We start from the raw sequence: 20,581 nt of genomic DNA, 5'->3' as shown, positions 1-20,581 counted from the left end.
CCATAAACCATGGGATTACAAGATCGCGGCCCCGTCTCGTAGCGTTCCCTCCGAAAAACACGTATCATGGGCACCATGAAAAGACTCCTTGATAAAGAACGGCTGCTCGTCATCGTGGGGATGACGTTTTTCTGGGCATTGTTCCGCCATCAAACGGTCATGCAGCGCATGTTCCCCGTGGAGGGCACCGTTGCGCTGGGGGATATAGAGGCCTCTCAATTCGCGGTATTTCTCGCGGTGCTCTTCGGGTTCGGCGCGCTGGCGTTCCTTCTCGCCCGCAGAATCGAGCGTTTCCTCGTCGAGCATAAAGTGGGCACGCTCGCATGCTCGGCTCTGGGTACGCTCGGAATCGTCATGGGCACCACGGAGGAGTTCTCCTCGCCGGTCGCGTTTTGGGTCTGCACGCTTCTCTTCACCGTGGGGTTTCTCGCGCTGTACCTTAGCTGGGCTTCCTATTTCTCGCGCCATTATTCGCTCGAGACCATTTTCGTGCTCTCGATCTCGTATCTGCTGAGCCTGCTCCTGTTTACGGTCGCAAAAAGCCTCTTTCCCGCGCTGCTTGTGTTCTTGGTCGAGCTTTTGCCGCTCGCCTGCGGGCTCTGCCTCTACCTGCTGCCTCAGGCGGAGGGCGGCTTCGAGGAGCGATCCGCCAAGGCCATCCCGCGCTACAAGCTGCTCTACGTCGTTCTCTTCATCGCGTTTTTGCTGGTGGGAAGCGTTACGCGCGGCATCGTCGACGGCATGAACGGCTTCTCGACCGCCTCGATGCCCTACAGCATGCGTCGGGCGATTTCCCTGCTGCTGGCCGTGGCCATTTGCCTCATATGCGCCTATCGCTACTATAAGTTCACCAAGGGCATTGCCGGGGCCGGCGTTCTGAAGGGCGCGGGCCTCCAAAAGCGCGAATATGCCGAAGGCGAGCGCCTCACGCTCCTGTGCTGGATTTTCTTCGTCCTGCTCTTCTTCGTCGGCATGGCGGTCATCGTTGCGAGCCAGTCCTACGCGCTCGGCGGCCATATCGTCGTCGTTGCTCGGAGCGGGCTGGACTTCCTGCTGTGGATCCTGTTGTGCGGCATTGCCGCGAGCGAGCGCGTGCGCACCTGCCGGCTCTTTCTGGTGTGCGGCGTGCTTACCGAAATCGCCTCCTGGACCATAAGCTATCTCATCGTTCCCCTGGCGGCTACGGAAAGTCAGGAGTTCTTCTCCTCGCTCGGCGGCCGCAGCATCTTGCTGAGTCTGTTCTTCTTGCTCGCCCTGCTCACGCTCACGTTCGGCGCGTTGTCCCTCAACCGCGAGTCGGTGGCGGCAAGCGAGACGGTGCCCGATGCGAAAAGGGAGTGGCCCGATGCCATTGCCCCCGAGGTCGTCGGCCGATACGGCCTCTCGAAGCGCGAGGCGGAGGTGGCGTGGCTCTATGGGCAGGGCTACAGTCTTTCGAAGGTTGCGAGCCGTCTGTACATCTCGACGGGAACGGCGCAAACCCACATCAAGAGCATTTACCGAAAGCTCGATATCCACAGTCGCAACGAGCTCATTGAAATTGTCCTGCCCCGCTGAGCGAACCCGCGTGTCAGCTGCTTATTGCCGATCATTCCGATAAGCATTATCATGATTAAGTTGGCCGCAAAGGGGTCGACAGGATTATCAACCGATTGAAGGAGCGGGAATGAAACTGAAGGCAAAGATCTTCGCTGTGGCAGCTTGCGCGATTGCCCTGACCGTGGCTCTCACGGGCTGCGGCGGCGGTGGCAATTCCGCCGACAATGCCGCGAACTTCCAGGGCAACTGGGTGCTCACCAGCGGCAACGTGGACGGTCAGGAAGTGACCCCCGAGATCATGGACCAGGCTGCCGAGCTCGGCATGTCCATCTACATGCAGTTCAACGAGGACGGCTCCTGCGTGTTGAACGTGCTGGGCAGCGAGATGCAGGGCACCTGGGAGGCCAAGGACGCCACCACCGTGTCCTTCACCTTCGAGGGCTCGACGGAGCAGGCCAAGCTGGAGGGTGACGAGCTCGTCATGAGCTATGGCGACGACAACATGCACTTCAAGCGCGGCGACATTCCCGCCGCCGCCAGCGAGACTGAGCAGGGCGCCGAGCAGGAGGCCACCCCGGAGGCCTAAAGACCTGCGAAAACGCTTCCCTACGCGGAAATGGAGAGCCCGTCGCGCTATGCGGCGGGCTCTTTTTGTGCAACCGCATAAGAGAATGAGAGATATTGAATCTAGGCATTATACGGGTATGATAGGCGGTCAGATGACCCTTTTAATCAGAAAGTGCTACACTGTAATAGTGCACCAGCGGAGGATTTTCGGATGATCTGTCAATGGGAGCGTACCATGGATGAGATGTTGCAGGTTTGGGCGACGACGTTCGACCGGAGCCCGCTGCCCTTCGGCGTCGCCGAGGTGCTGGTGGACGGCGAGGGCCGTCCCTACGACGCGGTCTATCGCTACCTGAACCCCGCTATGGCCGCCATCACCGATCATAGGGCGGAAGACCTCGTTGGCATGGGCATGTACACCATCTGGGGCGGCGACCCCGCTTGGCTCGACCACTTCTACGAGGCTGCCTACAAGGGCAAGTCCGTGGAGTTCGAGACGCTCTCCGATATGCTGCGGCAGTTCTTTCGCGCCCAGGTGTTTCCCGTGGCGGGCGAGGGGTTGTTCGCCTTCACCCTGCAGGATGTGACGAGCTGGATCGTGCCGGCCCAGCGCTCTCTCGACAAGGCCGCCGCCGGCCTGTTCTTCTTCGATATGCGTTATCGTCAGATGCTGCTCACCGATTCGGCTCGCGAGCAGAGCGGCGTTGATACCGACTACATCAGCCTGGCGGAGTTCATCGAGCGCACGTTCGGCCCGGCCGCGGGCGATGATTTGCGCCACCAGATGGAGAATTTCCTCGGCGACCGCACGAGCCTTTACCAGGAGGGTCAGCTCGCCGACGGCCGGTGGCTGCGCATCAGCCTCGATCACACGGGCCATTCCGAGCGCTTCGCCTACGGCTTCCTGGAAGATTTCTCCCGCACCAAGCAAGCCGAGCAGCGCAGCGAGCAGTACGTGGAGATCATCGATAGCTTAGGTGCCGAGAACTTCGCTCTGTACCTGGTCGATTTGGAGACTAACGATCTGGAGGTGTATCGCCACGGCGAGGGCGACGAGATCCAATTCGCCCTGGCAAGCGAGTCGGAGGGCGATTATCCCGCTGCCATGGAGCGCTATATCGACACCTACGTAGTGGAGGAGGATCGCGCGCGCGTGCGCGCCGAGGTGGGCCCCGATGCCCTGTGGAAGCGCTTGGAGGATGGGGAGAGCGATTTCTCGGTGGGCTACCGCCGTCTGTTCGGTGACGAAGAGCAGTATGTGGAGCTGCGCATCATCCGGCTGCCGCGGCCGCGTTCCAAGGTGATTCTGGCCGCGCGCAATGTCACGGGCGAGATGCGGGAGCAGTTGGGCCAGAAGCTGGCCCTGCAGAACGCCCTGGATCTGGCCGAGCATGCCAGCCAGGCGAAGTCCACCTTCCTCACCAACATGTCCCACGACTTCCGCACGCCCATGAACTCCATCTCGGGCTTCGCCTCCATCGCGCTGGACCACCTGAACGACACCGATCGCGTGCGCGATTGCCTACGCAAGATCATGCGATCGAGCGATCATTTGCTGAGCCTGGTGAACGACATCCTGGATGTGAGCCGCATCGAGAGCGGCAAGATGTCCTTCAACGAGGATATCCTCGATTTGTCCGAGGCCCTGGCCGAGGTGGAGGCCATGTTCAGCGAGAAGGCCGCGGCCTCCGACGTGGATCTTACGGTGGACGTGGGAAGGCTCGCCCACGGTCAGGTGGTCACCGACCCCCTGCGCCTGAACCAGATACTCGTGAACACCGTGGGCAATGCGGTGAAGTTCACGCCGGCGGGCGGCCTTGTGACGGTGACGCTTTCCGAGGGCGACGACGCCCCGCGCGGCTTCGGCACCTATGCCATCACCGTGTCCGATACCGGTTGCGGCATGACGCCGGAGTTCATCGACCGCCTCTTTATGCCCTTCGAGCGCGACGGGCTCGGCTATGCCAACAAGGTGGAGGGCACCGGCCTCGGCATGACCATCACCAAGAGCCTCGTGGATCTCATGGGCGGTACCATCGAGGTACAGTCGGTCGTGGGCCGCGGCACGCGGTTCACCATCACGCTGCCGTTGCGCCTGGCCGACCCCGACGAGGTGGCCGAGGCCCGCGAGGCCGCCGAGGCGATGGAGGGATGCCGTCGCGACTTCACCGGCTGCAAGGTGCTCGTGGTGGACGATGACGATCTGTCCCGGGAGATTCTCGTGGAAATTCTGAAAGGCTACGGCTTCACGGTGGAGGAGGCCCGCGACGGCGATGCGGCGGTGCGCAAGGTGGCCTCGGTGGCGCCGTTCTACTACGATGCCGTGCTCATGGACATGCGCATGCCCCGCATGGATGGCGACGAGGCCACGCGCGAGATTCGCGCTCTCGACCGCCCCGATGCGACCACGCTGCCCATCATCGCCGAGACGGCCGATGCCTTCGAGGAAGGCCAGCGCCGCGCTCGGGAAGCCGGCATGACCGCCCTTACCACCAAGCCCCTGAACACCCAGGCGCTCGTCGCGCTGCTGGCCGAGCATATTCCCGAGAAGTAGGGATTGCCGTTTCTCGGCGCAGGCGCGAGGGGGCTGTTCCGGTCGCCGCCGCGCCTCGGCCGCATCGTTTCAGCAGAGCAAAAAGGGCTCGGGAGCAATCCCGAGCCCTTGGCGTTTCAGCGATGGGCGAAACTTAGGCGATGGGCGGGGTGCCCTCCCAGTTGCCGGCGATGGCGTCGATCATGACGCGGGCGCCGAAGGGCAGCTCGCCGCAGCCGACGACCTTGCGGGCCGGCTTGTGGTCGCCGAAGAAGGCGGCGTAGGCTTCGTTCATGGCGTCCAGGTCAGCCATGTCGGCCAAAAACACGTTCACCTTCACGATGTCGTTCACCTCGTGGTCCACCGACTCGATGATGGCCTTCACGTAGGCGAGACACTGGGCGGTCTGCTCGGCCACGCCGCCGGCGATCAGCTTACCGTCAGCACCGAAGGGCAGCTGGGCGGAGATGTTGTTGTAGTGCGAGAAGGCCACGGTCTGGGTGGCGAAGGGGCACTTCGGGGCGGCGTCGGTGTTGTTCGCCTCGATGATGAGGCCGTGACGGTCCTCGATGGCCTGGGGCGGGGTACCGTCGCCATGGGAGACCACGGCCTCCACGGCCACGTCGCAGTGGAAGGGCAGGTCCTTCACGGGCACTACGGTGCGGGCCGGCAGGTAGTTCACGGCGCGGGCGATGCCGGAATCGGGGAAGAAGGTCTTGTACACCTCGTCCACGGCCTCCATATCGGCCAGGTTCTTCACGAAGATGGTCACCTTCACGATGTCGTCCAGCGGCACGTCCACGGACTCCAGGATGGCCTTCACATTGCGCAGGCACTGGGCGGTCTGGGCGGCCACGTCGCCGAGGATCGGACGGCCCGACTTCGGGCACAGCGGCAGCTGCATGGTGATGTTGTTGTAGTGGGAGAACGCCACGGTCTGGGTGGAGGCGGCGTCATAGGGAGCGTTGTGGGTGTTGTTGGTGAGCTTTACCAGGTCGCCGGCCTGGGGCACGGACTGGGTGCCCTCGCCGTTATCCACAAGAGCCTCGATGAACACGAGGGCGTCCTGGGGCAGGCCGTCCACGGCCACCACGGTGCGGGCGGGCTGGTAGGTGGGGAAGAAGGAGGCCTGCACCTTCTCCACGGCGTTCAGATCCATGATGTCGGCCAGATAGATGGACACGCGGATGATGTCGTTCATGTCGTGGCCGATGCTCTCCACGATGGCCTGCAGGTTCTTGAAGCACTGCTCGGCCTGCTCAGCGGCGCCGCCGGCCACGATGGTGCCCGTCGCCGGGTCGATGGGCAGCTGGGCCGAGAGGTTGTTGTAGTGGGAGAACGCCACGGTCTGAGAATAGAGGTCGCTCACGGGCGCCTTCTCGGTGTTGCGGGCCACTACCACGTTCGGATCGGTCATTGGTACCCCCTTCAAGGTAGAATATGCACCGTTTTGTGCAAGTGCATTAAACTTTACGGGAAGGGTCATTGTCAATGCCGTTGGCCGATAAAGGGCCCATACGCAGGTATTTGACGGACTGTCAGGCATCAAGCGGAAAAGAAACCACAGGTCATCACCAACAAATAGTGCACTTGAACAAAAATATTCCTTTTGTGTGCGCCGTCTCTCGCGCTGCGGTGTTGACGGGATCGGCCGGTCGGGCAGCTCGCGGTTGCGTCTGGGAGCGGTGTGCGAGGGCGACTTGCGAGTGCGGCCGACTGCGGCGTGCGGTGTGGGCGGCTGCAGCCTGCGAGCGAGGTCGATGGCGGCCTGCGGTGCGGTTGGGGAGCGCGGGGGCTGTGGGGATACCTTGGAGGCGGCGCGCCTTGCGGCCCCGACGCGTTAGGATGGCCTCTCGATCGAGAGGAGCGACGGCGGAATGATGAAGTTGCACGTGCTGGCCAGCGGGAGCCGCGGCAACGCGGCCATTGTGGAGAACGGGCGCACTGGGCAGGGCGTGCTCGTGGATTGCGGTATCTGCAAGCGGGAGTTCCTCGAGCGAACCGCCGCCTGCGGCTTCGACCTGTCGGGTCTGGCCGCCGTCGTCATCACCCACGACCACGGCGATCATGTGAAGGGCCTCGGCGTGGTGCTGCGGGGCCTGGCGAAGGCCGGCGTGCGCCCGGCGGTGTACGCGAGCGAGGCGGTGCTGGCGGCCTCGGCGCCCCTGTGCGATGCCGTGGCCAGCGTGGGCGCTTCCTGCCGGGTCTTCGCCGCTGGCGACCGACTGTCCCTGGCGGGTCTGGTCGTGCGTCCCTTCGCCACCTCCCACGATGCGGCCGCCTCCTTCGGCTTCCGCTTCGACGAGCCGGCGCCGTCGGCGGGGGAGGGCGGGGCGCTTGCTCCCGAGATCGCGTCCGATGCCCTCGGCTTCGTGACCGACACGGGCTTTCTGACCGACGGGGCCGCCCGGGCCCTGGCGGGGGTGCGCCTTCTGGCCCTGGAGAGCAACCACGACGAGCGGATGCTGCGGGAGGGGCCCTATCCCTATCCGGTCAAGCAGCGGATCGCCTCGGATCGGGGCCATCTTTCCAACGAACAGGCCGCCCGGGCCCTGGCGGCGTTGGCCCACGAGGGGCTTGAGGCCGTCGTGGCCATGCACGTGTCTCAAGAGAACAACACCTATCGCCTGCCCCGCGAGACGCTGGAGCGGACTCTTGCCGAAGCGGCTCCGGCTCTGGCACCGCAGGTGCGCGTGACGGTAGCCTTCCAGGACCGTCCCATTACCGTGGCGTGACAGATCGGCCCGCACCGCCCTTCCCGAGGCGACGGTGCCCTATGCTGGGCCCATAGCGTGAGGCACGGGGTTGCGCGGCGGCCCTGGGAAAGGAGCTTCCTGTGGCTGAGAGCGCAGTGCGCCCCGCGTCGGGCATCGGACGGAACCGGGTGCTCAAGATCGTCGGCATCGTCTTGGCCTCGGTGGCCGCCCTGGCGCTGGCGGCGGTCATCGGGCTCAACTTGTACGTGCGCGTGACCTTCGGGTCCTTCTACAACCAAGCTGAGCGGGAATTCTCCATACCCGGGGTGGACAGCGGCTTCGTCTGCCAGGACCTCGATCACCTCCAGGGGAGCGATGCGTGGCTGTTCAGCGGCTACATGGCCGACCACGGTCCCTCGCCGCTCTATCGCCGGGCCGCCGATGGCGCCATCGTGCGGCTGCTCGTGCAGACGCCGGACGGCGAGCTGTACCAGGGCCACGGCTCGGCCATCACGAGCACCGACCAGTATGCCTACCTGGCCTGCGATGGGGGCTATCTCGTGCTCGATGCCGAGGAGGTGGCCACGGCCGCCGACGGTGCCACGGTACGGGCCTTAGCCCGGGCCGAGCTCGATTTCTCCCCGGCCTTCATGAATATCGAGGGCGACACGCTGCTCACGGGCGAGTTCTACTACCCCGGCGACTACGAGACACCGGAAAGCCACCACATCGCCACTCCTGACGGCACGGAGAACCCGGCGGTCATGTACGCCTATCCGCTGGATCCCAACGCCCCCTTCGGCGTGGCCGCCCTGCCCGAGCGGGTCTATTCCATTCCCGGCATGATTCAGGGAGTCTGTACGGCAGGGGAGAACCGCCTCGTGCTGTCCCAGTCCTACGGCATCGCCCCCTCGCACCTTCTGGCCTACGACATCGCGCGTCTGGCCCCCACGGGCACGTTTGCGGCCGATGGCGTCGAGGTGCCGCTCTACTGCCTGGACGGTCGCAGTTTGGGAGCCGATGTGGCGGCGCCGCCCATGGCCGAGGGCATCGAGTCTTACGATGGCCGGGTGTACGTGTCCGACGAGTCGGCGAGCAATAAGTACTTCTTCGGCAAACTCTACGGCGCCGGCGTGGTATATTCCCTGGCCATGGAGGGGTAGAAGACCATGGAAAAAGCCCCGGGATGGGGCTTGCATCTTTATTATAGTGCCTCTCGTCGCCAACGGGGTGCCCGGCGTGGCGATACCCGATAAACTGCGGGGCAATACCTTGAAAATGCCACGGTCGCGCGGGGGTGCGCGGGGCGCCGGTGGTGTATACTCGATAGTCGCATTTTTCCAGAAGACGCGGTGGCCCGAGCCGCCGCCGACGCAAAGGAGCCCCTGTGATTAAAGAGATCATCACCGACGAGGACATCCTGTCGAAGCCCTGCGAGCCGGCCACGGCCGAGGACGCTTCCATCGGCACCGACCTGGTGGAGACGCTGCTGGCCAGCGACGAGGCGGTGTGCCTGGCTGCCAATCAGATCGGCGAGACGAAGTGCATCGTCGCCTATCTGAACGAGGCGGGGCGCCCGGTGGTCATGTACAACCCGAAGGTGGCCCAGAAGCTGAAGCCCTACACGGCGGTGGAGGCCTGCCTGTCCCGCGAGGAGCCCACGGCGGTGCAGCGCTACGACTGGATTCGCGTGAGCTACGACCGCTTCCAGGACGGCAAGCTCGTGCCGGCCAAGAAGAAGCTCGAGGGCAACGCCGCCCAGGCCGTCCAGCACATGATCGACCATTGCGAGGGCATTCTCGTCTAATAGCTCCGGCCGTAAGTCTCAAGGCCCCATCGGGCCAGAGGCAACGGGCGAATTTTGCAGGCCCCGCATGGCGGGGCCTGGCATCGTGCATCTGAGGGAGCGTAATCGAGGAGGACAGCGTATTGAATAGAATCGCCGCACCGGGCACTGAGGCCGCCGACCCCGTCTTCGCCGCCGAGCAGGCGCACCTGACCGAGGTGCATGGCAAGCTTAAGGGCATTGCCCGCGATGCCGTGGCCGCCATGGAGGCGGTAGCCGCCCAGGCGGCCCAGGACAAGAAGTCCATGGCCGAGGAGCTGGCCGTGAACTTCGCCACCTGGGACGACATGCTGGAGACCCATGCCGACATCGTGGCCATGAACAACATCATCGAGGCCCACGATATGGCCAACTCGGTGCAGGCCGAGCGGCTGCGGGCGGCCGAGGTGCTGCTGCGGGAGCCCTACTTCGCGAAGATAGAGCTTCAGTTCAAGGAAGGCCAGCCGGCCAAGGAGCTCTACATCGGCTCGGCGGGCATCTCGGACGAGAACTATCGGCGGCTCGTGGTGGATTGGCGCAGCCCCGTGGCCGAGGTGTACTACAACCAGGTCATGGGCCCCACCTCCTATGTGGCCGACGGGCGCACCATCGCCGTGGACTTGAAGCGCCGTCGTCAGTTCGACATTCAGGGGGATCGCCTGCTCAGCTACTTCGACTCCGATGTGGCCATCGAGGACAAGCTGCTGCTGGCCTCGCTCTCCCGCGGCCGTTCCGCCCACATGCAGGCCATCACGGCCACTATTCAGCGGGAGCAGAACGCCGTGGTGCGCCACGAGGACGTGCCGGTGCTCCAAGTGGCCGGCGTGGCGGGCTCGGGGAAGACCTCGGTGCTCATGCAGCGCATCGCCTACCTGTTCTACCAGCATCGCGGCGCGCTGGATCCCGCGCAGGTCTTTCTCATCTCGCCGAACCCGGTGTTCGGCCGCTACATCGACCGGGTGCTGCCCGACTTGGGCGAGCGCAACCCCGAGATCCTCACCTGGGCGCAGTTTTTGGCCCCGCTGCTGCCGGCCGGCCGCGGCGCAGGGGAGGGCGAGGTGTCCTACGAGCGCCTTGCGGCCATCGACGCGGCCCTCGCGGGCTTCGAGTTCGATCGCAGCGACTTTCGCGACATCGTGAGCGCGGGGGTGCGCCTGCTGGGCGGTGACGCCGTCGAGAAGGTGTCGATGAAGTTCGCCGCCGTGCCGGCCGGCCCCCATCGCGCGACGCTCATGGGCGAGGAGCTGGAGGTGCGCCTGGGGGCGCGGCTGAAGTCCCTCGCCGCTTTGGAATCCACCCACGACGAGGTGGCCGACCTGTCCATCGAAGAGCAGCTGCGCCTGTTCGGCGAGACCTTCGATCCTCAGACCGAGGAGGAGGCTCGCCGGCTTTCCCTCGTGTATCTGGAGGACAAGCACGCCGATGCCATCGAGGCCGTGAGCACCATGGGCTGGCTCGATGTGGACCGGGTGGGGCGGCGCCTTCTGGGCAGCGACGGGCTCACCTCGGTGGAGTGGGTGTACCTGAAGATGGCGCTCACGGGCATGGGCAACCCCGATGCGAAGTACGTGATGATCGACGAGGTGCAGGACTACTCCGAAGGGCAGCTGGCCGTGATGGCCCGCTACTTCCGCCGGGCGAACTTCCTGCTGCTGGGCGACCCGAACCAGGCCATCGCCGAGGGCACCGCCGCCTGGGACGGCATTCGTGCGGTGTTCGAGGCTGAGCGCGGGCCGGTAAGCGCGTGCCGTCTCATGACGAGCTACCGCTCCACCCCGGCTATCACCGATCTGTTCGCGCGGCTCTTGCCCGCCGGCGAGGCCATGGAGGTGTCCTCGGTGCAGAGGGAGGCGCCCGCGCCGGAGATCGTTGCGTGTCCGGACGAGGCAGCCTGGCGCACGGCTCTGACCGATGCCGTGGCGGCTGCGGGGGAGGCAGGCGGCCTGACGGCTGTGGTGGTGCCGTGGAAGAGCGAGGCGCGCCGCCTGGCGAAGCTGCTGACGGCCGAGGACGCCTCGTCGGCCGCCGTGCTCGGCGAGGGTGACAGCCTGCCGGCCGAGGGCGTGGTGATCGTGCCGCTCAAGCTGGCGAAGGGACTGGAATTCGACCGCGTCATCGTCCCCGACGCAAGCGCTCGCGTCTTTCCGGCCAGCGACATCGCCCGACGGCGCCTGTACACCACCATCAGCCGCGCCACCCGCCACCTGACCATTCTCAGCTGCGGTCCTCTGACGGAATTGTTGAGGTAATTATGGTAAAGAAGCAATCGCTTACGATGCGGAGCTTGCACTACTATTGGCTGGCGACGCGCAACCATCTGGGGCTGTTCGTGGCGCTTATCGTCTCGACCATCGGCTTCTGCGGGTTTCTCACCTACGGCAACCCCTACGTGATGAGCCTCATCGTGGACCGCATCAGCGCGGCGCCTGTGGCCGCCGACGAGGTGTTCACGGTGTTCGGGCCCTATATCGCCGCGCTCATCGGTATCAACTTCGCTGGCCAGGCCTGTTCCAAATTGCAGGACTACACCCTGTGGAAGCTGCAGATCGCCGTGAACTACGACCTGGCCACCATGGCCTTTGATTGCCTGTGCAACCAGTCGCTGTCGTTCCACTCCAACCGCTTCGGTGGCACGCTCGTGAGCCAGACAACGAAGTTCATGGCCGGCTATTCCCAACTGCTTCAGATCATGAACTTCCCGTTTCTGCCGATTCTCTGTTCCATCACCTTCACGTGCCTCATCCTGTTTCCTGTGGTGCCGGCCTACGGGGCGGTGCTCATGGCGATGCTCGCGGTGTACGCGGTGGTGTCCTACCTCATGTACAAGCGCATTCTGCACCTGAACGAGAAGGCTGCCAGCGCCCAAAACCAGCTGTCGGGCGAGTTGTCCGATGCGGTTACGAACATCCTGGCCGTGAAGACCTATGGGCGCGAGGACTACGAGCGCGGGCTGTTCGACACGGCGAACCGCGAGGTGGTGGCCCGCGATTCCAAGCGCATGCGGGCCTCTCTAGCCCGCGGCATCACCACGGCGGCCATCACCGTGGTCATCATGAGTGTGGTGACTGTGTTCATATCCGGCGGCAACGCCTGGTTCGGCATCACGCCGGGCACGGTCATCCTCATGTTCACCTATACGAACACGGTGACGAACCAGTTCAACTTCATCAACACGGGGCTCCAGCGCATCAACCAGGCCTTTGGCGACGCGAGCGGCATGACGGCGGTGCTCGACGAGCCGCGGCTCGTGGCCGATAAGCCCGGGGCGCGTCCGCTTTCCGTGGAATTGGGCGACATCGATTTTACGGACATCAACTTCTGGTACACCGACGGCGATGTGAAGACGCAGGTGTTTAGCGACTTCAACCTGCGCATTCCCGCCGGTCAGCGAGTGGGTCTCGTGGGCGTGAGCGGTTCGGGGAAGACCACGCTCACGAAGCTTCTGCTGCGCTTGGCCGACATTCAGGAGGGCGAGATTTTGGTGGACGGCCAGAACGTGGCCGACATCACCCAGCAGTCGCTGCGCCGCCAGATCGCCTATGTGCCCCAGGAGGCGCTGCTGTTCCATCGCTCCATCGCCGAGAACATCGCCTATGGGCGGCCCGATGCCACCCTGGAGGAGATTCGGGCGGCGGCTGCGGCGGCCAACGCCCTGGAATTCATCGAGAAGCTGCCCCAGGGCTTTGACACCATCACCGGCGAGCGGGGCATCAAGCTGTCGGGCGGCCAGCGCCAGCGCATCGCCATTGCCCGGGCCATGCTGGCCGACTGTCCCATCCTGGTGCTCGACGAGGCCACGAGTGCGCTCGATTCCGAGAGCGAGGCCGCGGTGCAGGAGGCCCTCGCGCGCCTCATGGAGGGCCGCACGGCCATCGTCGTGGCCCACCGGCTTTCCACCGTGGCGAGCCTCGATCGCATCGTGGTGCTGTCCGAGGGGCGCATCGTGGAGGACGGCCCCCACGCCGAGCTGGTGGCCAAGGGCGGTGACTACGCCCGCCTCTGGAACCGCCAAACCGGCGCCTACGGGGAAGAGTAGGGTTGGTGGCGGCCCTGCCTTCTTCGCACCACGCTGGGTTTGCCGATCTTGTTGCTTTTTGGCTCCGAACTTTCCCACTTTGTGGGTGAAGTTCGGAGCCATGTCGTTTTGCCAACTTGGAATTTCAGGGCGCATGGGGGAGGGGCACGGGGCGTGACGCCCCGCGCCGCAAGGTGCCTGTCGATATAACGACTTTCTTCCCTACAGCTTCACGACGGCGTCAGCGGGGCCGGATTCGGTGGCGTTGACGAGGGTGATCGAGGCGGGGCTGGAGATCTCGCCGGTGCAGAGGGCGTAGGCGCCCGGCTCGCTCACGGTAACAGCACCGAGCTCATCGGCGGAAAGCGCGCGCATCTGGGCGGGCACGATGGTGCCGCCATCGGCGATGGCTGCCGTGCACAGGTACACCTTGTCGGCACCGCTTTCCACGGCGAAGGTAAGGCCCGTCTCCGTCGCGTTGCCGAGTGCCGCGTCGGCGGCTTGCCCCTGTACCGCCTCGCGCCCGTCGCTGTGACAGGAGGCGCAGGCCTCGCCGGCCTTGGTGATGGGATGGTTCGATGAGCAGCCAGCCAGGGCGGCCAGGCTGACGGCAAGGCAGAGGGCAAGAAGCATACGGCGCATGGGTGTCTCCTCGATTCTCGGGGCGCGATGGGATTGCGGGAGAATTCTAGCATGATGGGCACCGTAACCATCATCCGCGCGACCGTATTTTCGCACACGGTGCCGCCGGGCGCGGCGTTTCGGGCGGCCGCGGGGTTCGCGCGCGGTGAAGTGGCCCGGCGGTGTCAGTCTCCCTTCCTCCTCTGCGGGAAGCCGGATGTGCCTGTTGCGAGGCGCGCGGTTGTGGTAACCTCAAGTGTTCGCAATTCGCTGTGGGAAGGAGGATGCTGTGGGCGTCGGAGGCATCAAGCTGGCCGATTATGCCGATTCGCGCGCCGTGTCGCGGGGCGTGGGCATTGCGGCTAGCGCGAAGTCCATCGCGGGGCGCATTGTGCGCCGCGATGGGGACGTGACGGTGATCTCCGCCCGCGTGGCCTCGGCCTCGGGCATCGCCGACTACTTCGATGTCTCGGTGATGTTCGGCGACTACGAGTCGCGCATCGTCGACTACGAGTGCACCTGCCCGGCCATCGCCCGCTTCGACGGGCTGTGCAAGCACTGCGTGGCCCTGGTGACCGCCTACTTCGCCCAGCCCCGCAGCTTCGAGGAAGGTGCCGCGCGCGTTGCGGTTCCGGTAGCGCGGCGCACGAGCGAGGCCCTGGGCCGGTTGCTGGCCGAGGGGAAGGGGAGTGCGGCGGGGTTGCCCGCCCTCGGCTCGCGCAGTGCGGAAGGGGCGGCCCTGGGCGTGGCGCCCGGCAGCGTGCGCCTGGACGTGGAGCTCATCTACGACGGGCGCCTCTGGTCGCTGCATCTGGCAGTAGCTGGCGTGCGCGGCACCTACCAGGTGCGCGACATCGAGGCCTTCGCGCACCACGTGCAGCACGGCGCGTTGCACGCCTACGGCAAGAAGCTCGCCTTCGCCCATCGCCTCGAGGCGTTTGACGAGCGCTCCCGTGCAGTAGTGCGGGTGGTGTCCGAGCTGTTTCCCGACGAGCGAATCTTCGGCGGCTCCACGTTCCGCACCGCCGGCGCGGGCAAGCGCGAGGTGCGGGTGCGCGAGGCGGAGGTGGTGGCCCTGCTGGACGCCCTCGGCGAGGGAGCCTTCACGCTTGTGCGCCGTAGGGGGAATGCCGGCGCGGTCGAAGGGGCGGTGGCCGAGTCGTGGCGCGTGGGCGCCGACGCGCCGCTTGAGGCTTTGCTGTTCGACGCCGTCGATGGCGGCTACGATGTGCGCCTGACGGAGCCGGTGCTGGTAGTGCGCGGCTTGGAGCGGGCCTACGTGCTCGCCGACGGCGTAGCGGTGCGGGTGGAGGGCGCCGAGGCGGCGGCCTTTGCGTTTCTGCGGGAAGCGGGCCTTGCCGATGGAGGCGCGGCCTTCGTAGCCGAGAGCGACGGGGCGGCGTTCTGCCGGCGGGCGCTCCCGGTGCTGGAGGCCGCGGTGGACGTGCGCCTGCCCGAGCCGTGGGAGGCCCTGCGGCCGGTGGCCGGCACGCTCGCCTTCTACTTCGATAAGACCGGGAGGAAGGAGGCGGCCCTCATTCGCCTGACGGTGAAGGCGTTCTATGGCGAGCGCGAGGTGGTGCTGGCGAGCCCCGCCGACTCGGGCGAGAAGCCCGAACTGCGCCCCGCCTCGCAGCAGCCTTTCCGCGATCAGGCGCTGGAGGACGCCGGCATCATGCTGGCCGCCCAGTTCTTCGACGGCTCCATGACGCTGCCGCTGCGTCAGGCCGATCTGGCCGGCGAGCTGCTCTACGGGGGCCTCGCGCAGTTCCGCGCCGCGGGTGAGGTGTTCACCACCCCGGCCTTCGACCGGCTCGTGGTGGAGCGGCCGCCGCGGGTGCAGATTGGCCTGTCTTTGCGTGCGAACCTCATTCAGATGGACGTGCGCGAGAGCGACGTGTCCCGCGACGAGCTGGCGGCGATGTTCTCCTCGCTGCGCCGCCGCAAGCGCTTCCACCGCATGAGCGACGGGCGCATCGTGGCGCTTGCCGAGGGCGATGTGGCGCACCTCGGCGAGATGGTGCGCGATCTGGGGGTGTCGGCCGACGAGCTTTTGGACGGCACGGCGCAGATTCCCACCTACCAGGCGTTCTACCTCGATCGGGAATACGCCGACGCGGTGCGCGATGCGTCCTTCGAGGACTATCTGCGCCGGGTGGGGGAGCCGGCGCGTCCCGTGGCGCCCCCGGCGGATCTGACCGCCACGCTGCGCCCCTACCAGCTGGAGGGCTTCCGCTGGCTTGCGCGGCTCGCCTCCCTCGGCTTCGGCGGCATCCTCGCCGACGAGATGGGCCTCGGCAAGACGCTCCAGACCATTGCGCTCGTGCAGAGCCTGCGGAATGCGGGGCAGCTGGACGGTCCGGTGCTCATCGCGTGTCCGGCCTCCCTCGTGTTCAACTGGGCCGACGAGTTCGCCCGCTTCGCACCCGATATGCCCGTGGCGGCATTGGAGGGCACGCGCGTCCAGCGCGAGATGCTTGTGGCCCGGGCGGCTGGGGAAGGGGAGGGGCGCGTGATCGGGCGCGGCGCGGAGGCGGCCGGCGACGGCGCCCCTGCGGGCGAGGTTCCCGCTGTCATCGTGGCCTCCTACGACCGCGTGCGCATCGACGGTCCCTTTCTGCAGCCGGTCGGCTGGGGCATGGTGGTGCTCGACGAGGCCCAGCGCATCAAGAACCACGCCACCAAGACGACCCGTGCGGTGAAGCGCCTGCGCGCTCCGCTGCGCTTCGCGCTGACGGGCACGCCCATCGAGAACCGCCTCTCGGAGCTGTGGAGCATCTTCGACTTCCTCATGCCCGGGCTCCTCGGCAGCTACGAGCGCTTCCGCGAGCGCTATGAACTGGGTATCTTGGGGGAAGACGAGGAAGCGGCCGCCCGCCTGCGGGCGCTCGTGGAGCCGTTTTTGCTGCGCCGCCGCAAGGCCGACGTGCTCACCGATCTGCCGCCGAAGACCGAACTGGTGCGCTATGTGCCTCTAAGCGCCGAGCAGCGACGGCTCTACGACGGGGCCGAGCAGCGGCTGCGCGAGGACCTGAACGCCCAGAAGCGCCAAAACGCCTCGCGGGCGAACCGGCGCGGGCATATGGCTGAGGCCGAGAAGAGCTCGGTTGAGGTGCTTGCCGAGCTCACGCGTCTGCGGCAGATCGCGCTGGACCCGGCTCTCGTGTTCGAGAACTACCGGGGCGGTGCCGAGAAGCTCGGCGCCATCATGGAGCTGGTGGCCGAGGCTCAGGAGGCCGACCGCAAGGTATTGGTGTTCTCCCAGTTCACCGGCTATCTTTCCCTGTTGGCCGACGAACTTGACCGACGGGGGCTCGCGCACTTCACCATCACCGGCGCCACGCCCAAGCGCGAGCGGGTGGAACTGGTGAAGCGCTTCAACGTCGACGATACGCCGGTGTTCCTCGTGTCGCTGAAGGCCGGCGGCACGGGGCTTAACCTCACGGGTGCCTCGGTGGTGGTGCACGCCGACCCGTGGTGGAACGCCGCGGCCACCGACCAGGCCACCGACCGCGCCCACCGCATCGGCCAGGAGCGGGAGGTGGACGTGTACAAGGTGGTGGCCAAGGGCACCATCGAGGAGCGCATCGTGGCGCTGCAAGAGGCCAAGCGCGACCTGGCCGACTCCGTGGTGGCCGCCACCGGCGCCGACGCCCTGGCCGGCCTGACGCGCGAGCGGTTGGCGGCATTGCTGGGCCTGGACGACTAAAGGTACCAATACCCTGGCCGGCCTCACCCGTGATCGCTCGGCCGAGCTTTTGGGATGAGGGCTAATGGGTTTCGTGCTGGATTTTTCGGCAGGGAGAGTCTGCTCGTCCGTCTTGCTCCCCGGCCAACGCGTGCTTTCCTAACTGGCTGCATGGCTTTCTGCATTTCGAATGGTCGCTAGCTTAAGTCCCCTCAAAAGAAAACAAATGTTTGTGATATTAAGCGTACAAATGTTTGCTATAATAGTAGAGAGATCTTGACTTTTGTAATTATGTGATTACAATTGGGGGCGATGGAATGAAATCGAAGGCGCAGGTCAAACTTTTTCTCCAAGAGGCTAAGCGTATTATTCGGAAGAACGGGTTCATTCTCGTGCCGCGTGCTGCTACGGAGCGCTTCATGGCAGAGCGGGGTGTCGATGTTGAGACTGTCGAGGAGATTATCTTGGCGCTGTCACCCGAAGACTGCTTCGACGGCCCCGAACCCGATCGCGATGCGCGCTACGCGCAGCAATGGACGGTTGCCGAGTTCTCGCCCGAGCATCCTCAGGGAAAGCTCTACCTTAAGATTTCAATTTCCATGAGAGTTGACAGGTGCAAGTGCCTGTCGGTGAAGCTGTACAGTGAGGAGCCGAAATGAACTGCATCGACACGTTCTGCCCTATCTGCGATGAACCTGTGACGGCCCAAATTGTGGCAAGGAGGGAGACGCTTCCCGTGCGGGGGGCGCCGACGACGTTCGATGCTCAGGTTGCCGTCTGCCCTCTTTGCGGCGAGGACATCGGGGACTCGCGAGTCGAGAAGGGGAATTTCGAAGCCGCCTTTGCCGCTTACCGCGCCCAGCAGGGGATTATCACGCCTGAGGAAATCAAGGCAATCCGGAAGACCTTGGGCCTCTCTTTGCGCGAGTTCAGCCTCTTCTTGGGTTTCGGGGAGCAGACGGTTACGAAGTACGAAGCAGGTACTTTGCCTGACGAGCTGCACAGCAATACGATGCGCATGGCCTCCACGAAGGAAGGCGCCGAGATTCTGTTCAGCCTCAATGGCGACAGGCTCTCGAAGGCATCGCGAGCGAAGGTGCGAAAGTGCCTCGACTTGAAGGATGATCGCCCTGCGCGGCTCGCGTTCCACCCGATCGCTGCGTCCGTTCCGCTGCTTCTCTGAGGCATTCTCCGGGCTAGCGACTCATCTCCTGAGAAGCAACGCCCCACCGTAAAAAGAGAGGGGCGGGAATGCCTCGCCCCAACGGCGATCTCATCTGCGTGCTGAGGACGCTCTCGTCGGTTTATTGCTGGGAGAGGGTGAATCCCTCGGATCGCGGAGTGCGTCTTGGGTCCTTCCAAAAAGAAGCGGGCCACCCGAAGGCAGCCCGCTTGCAAAAACCGATGAGGCGATCGCGTGCTTACTTGTTGCGGTTGGCGGCAGCGCGTTCCTGGTCTTCCAAGCGCTCCTCGGCCACGTCGGTGGCGAACTTGTCGTGCTTGGCGTTGGCGATGGCCAGCACCGCCCCGGAAAGGGCAAACAGTGCGATGGCATTGGGGATGACCATGAGCTGGTTGAACATGTCAGCGAGCTCCCACACCAGGTCGTTGGACAGCAGCGAGCCCAGGAAGATGAACACCAGCGCGATGACGGTGAAGGGCAGCACGGCGCGCTTTCCGAAGAGCCATTCCACGTTCAGCTTCGCGAACAGGTTCCACGAGAGGATGGTGGAGAAGGCGAAGAACAGCAGGCAGATGGCCACGAACCAGGCGCCTGCGCCCTCGCCGAAGAACTGCCCGAAGGCCATCTGGGCGATGTTGGTCTTGGTGATGGTCTCGGCGGTCAGCGCGGCGTAGTCGCCCGTGGCCAGTATGCCGTCGCCCACGTACAGGGTGGACAGCACCACAAGGGCGGTCATGGTGACCACCACGATGGTGTCAACGAACACACCGATCATGGCCACAACGCCCTGCTCGTGGGGGTTCTTCACCTCGGCCAGGGCGTGAGCGTGGGGGGTGGAGCCCATGCCGGCCTCGTTGGAGAACAGGCCGCGCTTGGCACCCTGGCTGATGGCGGCGATGATGCCAAAGGTGGCGCCGCCCACGGTGGCGGCGGGGTTGAAGGCGCACTCGAAGATGAGGGCGAAGGTGGCCGGGATGTTCGCCGCGTTCATGATGAGCACCACGAGCGAGCCCAGGATGTAGAGCAGGGCCATGATGGGCACGATCTTCTCGGTGACCGCGGCCAGGCGGGACACGCCGCCGATGAACACGATGCCCGCGAGGATGACCACGGCCAGGCCGATGACCCAGGTGGGAATGCCGAAGGCGGTGTTCATGGTCTCGGCGATGGAGTTGGACTGCACCATGCAGCCCATGAAGCCCAGGGCCAAGATGATGGCCACCGCGAAGAACCCGGCAAGGAACTTGCCCAGACCGCCCTTGAAGGCTGTGGTGATGTAGTACACCGGGCCGCCGTGCACGGTGCCGTCGGCATCGACCACGCGGGTCTTCTGGGCCATGACGGCCTCAGCGTAGTTGGTGGCCATACCCAACAGGGCGATGATCCACATCCAGAAGATGGCGCCCGGGCCGCCCACGATGATGGCACCGCACGCGCCCACGATGTTGCCGGTGCCCACTTGGGCCGCGATGGCGGTGGACAAGGCCTGGAACGAGGTCATGCCGCCGCCCTGGTTGCCGCCGCGCAGGCTGAAGTCGCCGAACACGCGGCGCCAGCCCTCGCCGAAGCAGCGGAACTGGATGGCGCGCGTGCGCACAGTAAACCAGATACCCATGCCGAGCAGCAAAATGATGAGGATGTAGTTGGAAAGATAGTTGTTGATGGTGGTAACGATACCAAGTAGTGCCTCTTCCACGGCGTTCCCTCCTCTCAGCGAGAAAACTCGGGGGAACTTATGCGTGGCCGGCCGAAAAGGTCGCGTCATCGCTCTGTCCGTTTGCCTGAGAGATTCGGCCCGCTTCCCGGGGGAAGCCGTCCCCGCAGGGTGGGGCCTTGCACCTTCGGCACTCACTTAAGAGTTCTCCAGAGTTTTCTCCGCCTCCGGTTTGCCGGCTGCGCCCGCGTCGCGCCTCT

General features: G+C 65.1%; 14 protein-coding genes and 1 riboswitch. Of the genes, 11 read left to right on the top strand and 3 right to left on the bottom strand.

The genetic code is table 11. The annotated features are described in order from the left end of the window. The first annotated feature begins 66 nt into the window (after window positions 1–66). The 3 genes from ACTOXK_RS01565 (at window position 67) to ACTOXK_RS01555 (ending at window position 4,660) form a co-directional block, all read left to right on the top strand. A complete protein-coding gene (locus tag ACTOXK_RS01565) occupies window positions 67–1,557 on the top strand; it encodes a helix-turn-helix transcriptional regulator (RefSeq protein WP_482279830.1) in 1,491 nt (496 codons plus the stop codon). A gap of 109 nt (window positions 1,558–1,666) precedes the next feature. Next, on the top strand, window positions 1,667–2,125 hold the full coding sequence (locus ACTOXK_RS01560) for a hypothetical protein (RefSeq protein ID WP_482277214.1): 459 nt from the start codon (window positions 1,667–1,669) through the stop codon (window positions 2,123–2,125). Window positions 2,126–2,317: 192 nt separating this feature from the next. Continuing rightward, a complete protein-coding gene (locus tag ACTOXK_RS01555) occupies window positions 2,318–4,660 on the top strand; it encodes an ATP-binding response regulator (RefSeq protein WP_482277213.1) in 2,343 nt (780 codons plus the stop codon). 133 nt (window positions 4,661–4,793) lie between these two features. Here the strand turns inward: ACTOXK_RS01555 and ACTOXK_RS01550 are convergent, their stop codons facing one another. Beyond that, window positions 4,794–6,056, bottom strand: coding sequence for a Rid family hydrolase (locus ACTOXK_RS01550; protein WP_482277212.1), 1,263 nt, complete (start codon window positions 6,054–6,056; stop codon window positions 4,794–4,796). Window positions 6,057–6,516: 460 nt separating this feature from the next. Between ACTOXK_RS01550 and ACTOXK_RS01545 the strand changes: the two genes are divergently transcribed. The 5 genes from ACTOXK_RS01545 (at window position 6,517) to ACTOXK_RS01525 (ending at window position 13,196) form a co-directional block, all read left to right on the top strand. After that, window positions 6,517–7,374 carry an MBL fold metallo-hydrolase gene (locus ACTOXK_RS01545; RefSeq protein ID WP_482277211.1) on the top strand — a complete coding sequence of 286 codons (858 nt, stop codon included), beginning with the start codon at window positions 6,517–6,519 and terminating at the stop codon, window positions 7,372–7,374. A 101-nt stretch (window positions 7,375–7,475) separates the two neighbouring features. Further along, window positions 7,476–8,498 carry a hypothetical protein gene (locus ACTOXK_RS01540; protein WP_482277210.1) on the top strand — a complete coding sequence of 341 codons (1,023 nt, stop codon included), beginning with the start codon at window positions 7,476–7,478 and terminating at the stop codon, window positions 8,496–8,498. Between the two features lie 224 nt (window positions 8,499–8,722). Next, window positions 8,723–9,142: a peptide deformylase gene (locus tag ACTOXK_RS01535; protein WP_482277209.1), complete on the top strand. Its 420-nt coding sequence runs from the start codon at window positions 8,723–8,725 to the stop codon at window positions 9,140–9,142. A 122-nt stretch (window positions 9,143–9,264) separates the two neighbouring features. After that, the gene (locus ACTOXK_RS01530; RefSeq protein ID WP_482277208.1) at window positions 9,265–11,409 is read left to right on the top strand and encodes a HelD family protein; all 2,145 of its coding nucleotides are present in this window, start codon (window positions 9,265–9,267) and stop codon (window positions 11,407–11,409) included. Between the two features lie 2 nt (window positions 11,410–11,411). Then, entirely contained in the window at window positions 11,412–13,196 is a 1,785-nt protein-coding gene (locus ACTOXK_RS01525; protein ID WP_482277207.1) for an ABC transporter ATP-binding protein, read from the top strand. Window positions 13,197–13,397: 201 nt separating this feature from the next. On the opposite strand, the gene ACTOXK_RS01520 is transcribed toward ACTOXK_RS01525, so the two are convergent. After that, the gene (locus ACTOXK_RS01520; RefSeq protein WP_482277206.1) at window positions 13,398–13,817 is read right to left on the bottom strand and encodes a YgdI/YgdR family lipoprotein; all 420 of its coding nucleotides are present in this window, start codon (window positions 13,815–13,817) and stop codon (window positions 13,398–13,400) included. A 268-nt stretch (window positions 13,818–14,085) separates the two neighbouring features. Between ACTOXK_RS01520 and ACTOXK_RS01515 the strand changes: the two genes are divergently transcribed. From ACTOXK_RS01515 to ACTOXK_RS01505, 3 genes are all read left to right on the top strand, one after another. Further along, window positions 14,086–17,505, top strand: a complete 3,420-nt coding sequence (locus ACTOXK_RS01515) for an SNF2-related protein (protein ID WP_482277205.1) — start codon at window positions 14,086–14,088, stop codon at window positions 17,503–17,505. Between the two features lie 296 nt (window positions 17,506–17,801). Then, window positions 17,802–18,143, top strand: coding sequence for a hypothetical protein (locus ACTOXK_RS01510; RefSeq protein WP_482277204.1), 342 nt, complete (start codon window positions 17,802–17,804; stop codon window positions 18,141–18,143). After that, window positions 18,140–18,667, top strand: coding sequence for a type II TA system antitoxin MqsA family protein (locus tag ACTOXK_RS01505; protein ID WP_482277203.1), 528 nt, complete (start codon window positions 18,140–18,142; stop codon window positions 18,665–18,667). Before ACTOXK_RS01510 ends, ACTOXK_RS01505 begins: the two co-directional genes overlap by 4 nt. Window positions 18,668–18,905: 238 nt before the next feature. On the opposite strand, the gene ACTOXK_RS01500 is transcribed toward ACTOXK_RS01505, so the two are convergent. Beyond that, window positions 18,906–20,363, bottom strand: a complete 1,458-nt coding sequence (locus ACTOXK_RS01500) for an alanine/glycine:cation symporter family protein (protein ID WP_482277202.1) — start codon at window positions 20,361–20,363, stop codon at window positions 18,906–18,908. A 63-nt stretch (window positions 20,364–20,426) separates the two neighbouring features. After that, window positions 20,427–20,544: riboswitch (glycine riboswitch) on the bottom strand. Window positions 20,545–20,581 lie beyond the last annotated feature (37 nt).

It is taken from the genome of Adlercreutzia sp. (assembly GCF_056795635.1).
Note: the sequence above shows the minus strand (reverse complement) of the source record. Positions and strands in the feature narration are given on the sequence as shown.

What these genes read in the sequence shown, in the direction of transcription:
- ACTOXK_RS01505 (WP_482277203.1), top strand. Translation starts at nt 18,140, where the DNA reads ATGAACTGCATCGACACGTTCTGCCCTATCTGCGATGAACCTGTGACG.
- ACTOXK_RS01565 (WP_482279830.1), top strand. Translation starts at nt 67, where the DNA reads ATGGGCACCATGAAAAGACTCCTTGATAAAGAACGGCTGCTCGTCATC.
- ACTOXK_RS01550 (WP_482277212.1), bottom strand. Translation starts at nt 6,056, where the DNA reads ATGACCGATCCGAACGTGGTAGTGGCCCGCAACACCGAGAAGGCGCCC.
- ACTOXK_RS01545 (WP_482277211.1), top strand. Translation starts at nt 6,517, where the DNA reads ATGATGAAGTTGCACGTGCTGGCCAGCGGGAGCCGCGGCAACGCGGCC.
- ACTOXK_RS01510 (WP_482277204.1), top strand. Translation starts at nt 17,802, where the DNA reads ATGAAATCGAAGGCGCAGGTCAAACTTTTTCTCCAAGAGGCTAAGCGT.
- ACTOXK_RS01520 (WP_482277206.1), bottom strand. Translation starts at nt 13,817, where the DNA reads ATGCGCCGTATGCTTCTTGCCCTCTGCCTTGCCGTCAGCCTGGCCGCC.
- ACTOXK_RS01555 (WP_482277213.1), top strand. Translation starts at nt 2,318, where the DNA reads ATGATCTGTCAATGGGAGCGTACCATGGATGAGATGTTGCAGGTTTGG.
- ACTOXK_RS01560 (WP_482277214.1), top strand. Translation starts at nt 1,667, where the DNA reads ATGAAACTGAAGGCAAAGATCTTCGCTGTGGCAGCTTGCGCGATTGCC.
- ACTOXK_RS01525 (WP_482277207.1), top strand. Translation starts at nt 11,412, where the DNA reads ATGGTAAAGAAGCAATCGCTTACGATGCGGAGCTTGCACTACTATTGG.